Source organism: Noviherbaspirillum denitrificans (assembly GCF_002211445.1).
GTDB lineage: Bacteria > Pseudomonadota > Gammaproteobacteria > Burkholderiales > Burkholderiaceae_D > Noviherbaspirillum > Noviherbaspirillum denitrificans.
This window is the reverse complement of the sequence record NZ_LSTO01000001.1, coordinates 4292211-4296802: the sequence shown is the minus strand read 5'-3', so window position 1 is coordinate 4296802 and position 4592 is coordinate 4292211. Positions and strand designations below refer to the sequence as shown.

Here is a 4592-nt window from a genome sequence, read left to right as displayed (position 1 = left end):
CCGCCGGCGCGCCGAAGGGTATCGTGCAGCCGCACTCGATGCGCTGGACCCATGTGCAGCGCGGCCGCATCAACGGCTACGACGGCAGCGCGGTTGCGCTGATCTCGACGCCGCTGTATTCCAACACCACGCTGGTCTGCTTCTTCCCGACCATCGGCATGGGCGGTACCGTGGTGATGATGGCCAAGTTCGAGGCGGGCGCTTACCTGGCGCTGGCGGAAAAGCACCGCGTCACGCACACCATGCTGGTGCCGGTGCAATACCAGCGCATCATGGCGCGCGAGGATTTCGGGCGCTATAACTTGTCGTCGTTCCGCATGAAGTTCTGCACCAGTGCGCCGTTCTCCGCCGCGCTGAAGGCGGACATCCTGAAACGCTGGCCGGGCGGGCTGATCGAGTACTATGGGATGACCGAAGGCGGCGGCACCTGCATGCTGGAAGCGCATCTGTATCCGGACAAGCTGCACACCGTGGGCAAGCCGGCGCCCGGACACGACATCCGGCTGATCGATGAAGAAGGCCGTGAAGTACCGCCGGGGGCGCTGGGCGAGGTCGTCGGCCACTCGCCGGCCATGATGGCCGGCTACCACAAGCAGCCGCAGAAGACGGCCGAGGCCGAGTGGTACGACCCGAGCGGCAAACGCTTCATCCGCACCGGCGATATCGGCCGCTTCGACGAGGACGGTTTCCTGACGCTGATGGATCGCAAGAAGGACATGATCATCTCGGGCGGCTTCAACATTTATCCGAGCGACCTGGAAGCCGTGCTGGTGCAGCACCCGGCGGTGGCGGAAGCCGCCGTGGTCGGCGTGCCGTCGGAGCGCTGGGGCGAAACGCCGGTCGCCTTCGTCGTGGTGCGCGAAGGCGCTGCGGTGCGGGGCGAGGAAGTGCTCGACTGGGCCAACGGCCGCCTCGGCAAGACGCAGCGCCTGGCCGCCGTCGAGCTGACAACGCAGCTGCCCCGCAGCGCAATCGGCAAGGTGCTCAAGCGCGAGCTGCGCGACTCGCTGAAAAAGAATTTTTAAACATACGCAAGACAAACAACATGGTGGACGAAACCCTTTTCAATACCCAGGAAATCCTTGACCTGCTCAAGCTGGAGCAGACCGGCGAACACCGCTATCGTGGCCAGAGCCATTTCATGGGCAGCCCGAACGTGTTTGGCGGCCAGGTGGTCGGCCAGTCGCTGTACGCGGCAGCGGTCACGGTGCCGGAGCGCCGCGTGCACTCGCTGCATTCGATGTTCCTGTTGGCCGGCAACCATCGCCTGCCGATCGACTATGAAGTCGAGCGCGTGCGCGACGGCGGCAGCTTCAGTACGCGGCGCGTGGTCGCCTACCAGGAAGGCCGGCGCATTTTCGTGATGTCGGCTTCCTTCCAGACGACCGAGGCCGGGCTGGAGCACCAGCGCCCCGCGCCGGCCAGCCCCGACCCCGACACGCTGCCGTCCAGCATCGCCGCCTGGAAGAAGCTGTCCGAGGGCGGCAAGCGTCCGTTCAGGCCGGTGCCGGTGGACTTCCGCGCCGACCATCCGGGCGACATCTATGGCGGCCATCACGGCAAGCCGGGCAAGCATGTGTGGACGCGCTCGCCGGTGGCGCTGCCGGACGACACGCTCACGCACGAAGCGCTGTTCGGCTACGTCTCCGACTACGGCCTGCTGTGGACCTCGCTGCAGCCGCATGGCATCGCGATGGGCGACCCGCGCCTGCAAATCGCCAGCCTCGACCATACGATCTGGTTCCATCGTCCGTTCCGCATGGACGAGTGGCTGCTGTTCGACATGGAGAGCCCGAATGCATCCGGCGGACGCGGGTTGTGCTTTGCGTATGTGTACAACCAAAAGGGCGAGCTGGTGGCGACGCTGGCGCAGGAAGGGTTGATCCGGATCCGGGAGAAGAAAACTTAGCGGGCGATTGCGGGGTCATGCTCGAAACGCATAACTCCGCTATCCCGTCATCCCGGCGTAGGCCGGGATTCAGTGTCGTTTCTCCGCGCGACCAATCGCAACCATACTCTTTCCATGCACAAACAGCATTGGATCGCTGCAACCCGTTGCGCTAGCATCACAGCCTCCTCCCCCACCCAAGGAACATAATGGATTTCGTGCTGTCGCCGGAAATCCTCGCGATGCTGTTCGGCGCCGCGGCGATTGCCGGTTTTGTGGATGCCATCGCCGGCGGCGGCGGCCTCATCACCATTCCCGTCCTGCTGCTGGCGCAAGTGCCGCCGGTGCACGCGCTGGCCACCAACAAGCTGCAGGCCAGCTCCGGTTCGCTCACCGCGTCGATGATGGTCATCCGCCGCGGGCTGGTAAAAGTGCCGGAAGTCCGCACGCTGTTCATCGCCTCCCTCATCGGCTCGGCCGTCGGCACGCTGGCGGTGCAGTTCGTCAATGCCAAGACCCTCGATGTGCTGATTCCCTTCGTGCTGGTGGGCATCGCGCTCTACTTCCTGCTCGCGCCGAATGCCGGTGCGATCGACAACAAGCCGCGCCTGACCAGCAGCACCTACCGCGGCGTGGTGGTGCCTGGCATCGGTTTCTACGACGGCATGTTCGGACCGGGCACCGGCTCCTTCTTTTCGCTGGCCGGCGTCGCGCTGCGCGGACAGAACCTGATCACAGCCACCGCCAATGCCAAGGTGCTCAACTTCGCCAGCAACATCGCCTCGCTCACCGTCTTTATCCTTGGCGGCAAGGTGGTCTGGGTTGCCGGCGGCGCAATGATGTGCGGGCAGGTGCTCGGCGCCTGGGGCGGCTCGCATGCGATGGTGCGCGGCGGCACGAAACTGATCCGGCCGATGATCGTGACCGTATGCGTGGTCATGCTCGGCAGGTACCTGTGGCAGAAGGGGCTTCTCGGTTTTTAGTCGAATGGCAGCAGGATTTCGTTGTCGAACCTAGAATGAAGGATTCTGGTTCCTCGGCAATAAGATGAAACAACTCCAGGACATCCCGCTCAGCATCCTCGACCTCGCCCCCATCCTGCAGGGCGGCAACGCCGCCGATGCCTTCCGACGCACCCTTGACCTGGCACAGCACGCGGAACGCTGGGGCTACCGCCGCTACTGGCTGGCTGAACACCACGGCATGCCGGGCATCGCCAGCGCGGCCACCGCGGTCGTCATCGGCCATGTCGCCGCCGGCACTTCGACCATCCGCGTCGGCGCCGGCGGAATCATGCTGCCCAACCATGCGCCGCTGGTGATCGCCGAACAGTTCGGCACCCTCGAATCCCTCTATCCCGGCCGCATCGACCTCGGCCTCGGCCGCGCGCCCGGCTCGAACCAGCTCACCGCGCGTGCGCTGCGCCGCTCACTGCAGAACGACGGCGAGGAATTCCCGCAGCAGCTGGCGGAATTGCGCGCGTATTTCAAGCCGCGCGGCGACGGACCGAGGGTGCGTGCAGTGCCGGGCGAGGGGCTCAACGTGCCGATCTGGCTGCTTGGCTCGAGCGACTTCAGCGCCCAGCTGGCGGGACACCTCGGCCTGCCCTTCGCCTTTGCCGGGCAGTTTTCCCCGGCTTACCTGCAAGCCGCGCTCAGCCTGTACCGCCAGTGTTTCCAGCCCTCGGATGTGCTGGAGAAGCCCTACGCCATGGTCGGCCTCAACATCGTCGCCGCCGATTCCATGCAAGAGGCGCAACACCTGCTCACCACCCACCAACAAATGCACGTGAACCTGATCCGCGGCGTGCCCGCGCAAATGCCGCCGCCGGTCGACAGCATGGACGGCCGCTGGTCGCCGATGGAACAGGCATCGGTGGAAGCGACGCTGCGCGCGTCCATCGTCGGCGACGCGGACACGGTCAAGGCGCGGCTGCAGGCCTTCGTCGACGAGACGCAGGCCGACGAGCTGATCATCAACTGCATGATCCACGACCACGCCGCGCGGCTGCGCTCCTACGAAATCGCGGCGCAGGTCCGCCAGGGCTGAGCGGAGGATCGCATGTACATGGTGTACTGGACCGAAGTCGATGACGGCAAGGCCGAGCCGAAAAGCCGGGATTTCGCATCGACCGCGATGAGCGACGCGATGCAATTCATGGAAGCCTTGCGCAAACGGCAACGCGAAGGCGAGGGGATCTGTTTCGTCACCATATGCGCCGAAAACCCCGACTCGGTCGGCCATCCCGGCGTCGCCGATCCGTCGCCTGACTACAACTGGAAAAAGCGCCGTCGCTGACGCGCAAAACCATTTCAGGTCATACCACCCGCTCCACATTCTGTGACACACTTGTCAGGTTGTGCGCCGGGCGAGCCGTGCGCGCCCTTGGCAATCAGGATTCATCAACGTGGAAGCACACCAGTCCCTACCCTATTTGCGGGAAACGATCCTGTTTCTCGCCCTGACGGGCATCCTCATCCCGCTGTTGCAGCGCTGGCGCATCAACCAGATCCTCGGCTTCCTCGCCGCCGGAACGCTGATCGGCCCCTTCGGACTGGGCCTGCTGGCCGACACCTATCCCTGGCTGGAATGGTTCACCTTCCCGCGCCTGGAGGGCGTGGAAGTGCTGGCCGAGCTCGGCGTGCTCTTCCTCATGTTCATGATCGGCCTGGAACTCTCGGCCGAGCGGCTGTGGGCGCTGCGC

Annotated in this window: 6 protein-coding genes; all 6 read left to right on the top strand. The window is 65.0% G+C overall.

Features of this window, described 5'->3' with window-relative positions:
• On the top strand, positions 1-1025 hold a 1025-nt coding region (locus AYR66_RS20795), incomplete at its 5' end, for a class I adenylate-forming enzyme family protein (RefSeq protein WP_141104286.1).
• 20 nt (positions 1026-1045) lie between these two features.
• Entirely contained in the window at positions 1046-1909 is an 864-nt protein-coding gene (locus tag AYR66_RS20790; protein WP_088709091.1) for an acyl-CoA thioesterase, read from the top strand.
• A 188-nt stretch (positions 1910-2097) separates the two neighbouring features.
• Positions 2098-2871: a TSUP family transporter gene (locus tag AYR66_RS20785; protein ID WP_088709090.1), complete on the top strand. Its 774-nt coding sequence runs from the start codon at positions 2098-2100 to the stop codon at positions 2869-2871.
• A gap of 64 nt (positions 2872-2935) precedes the next feature.
• Positions 2936-3937, top strand: coding sequence for an LLM class flavin-dependent oxidoreductase (locus AYR66_RS20780; RefSeq protein ID WP_088709089.1), 1002 nt, complete (start codon positions 2936-2938; stop codon positions 3935-3937).
• A gap of 12 nt (positions 3938-3949) precedes the next feature.
• Positions 3950-4186 carry a hypothetical protein gene (locus AYR66_RS20775; RefSeq protein WP_088709088.1) on the top strand — a complete coding sequence of 79 codons (237 nt, stop codon included), beginning with the start codon at positions 3950-3952 and terminating at the stop codon, positions 4184-4186.
• A 109-nt stretch (positions 4187-4295) separates the two neighbouring features.
• Positions 4296-4592: cation:proton antiporter domain-containing protein (locus AYR66_RS20770; protein WP_170942332.1), on the top strand; the 297-nt coding region annotated here is incomplete at its 3' end.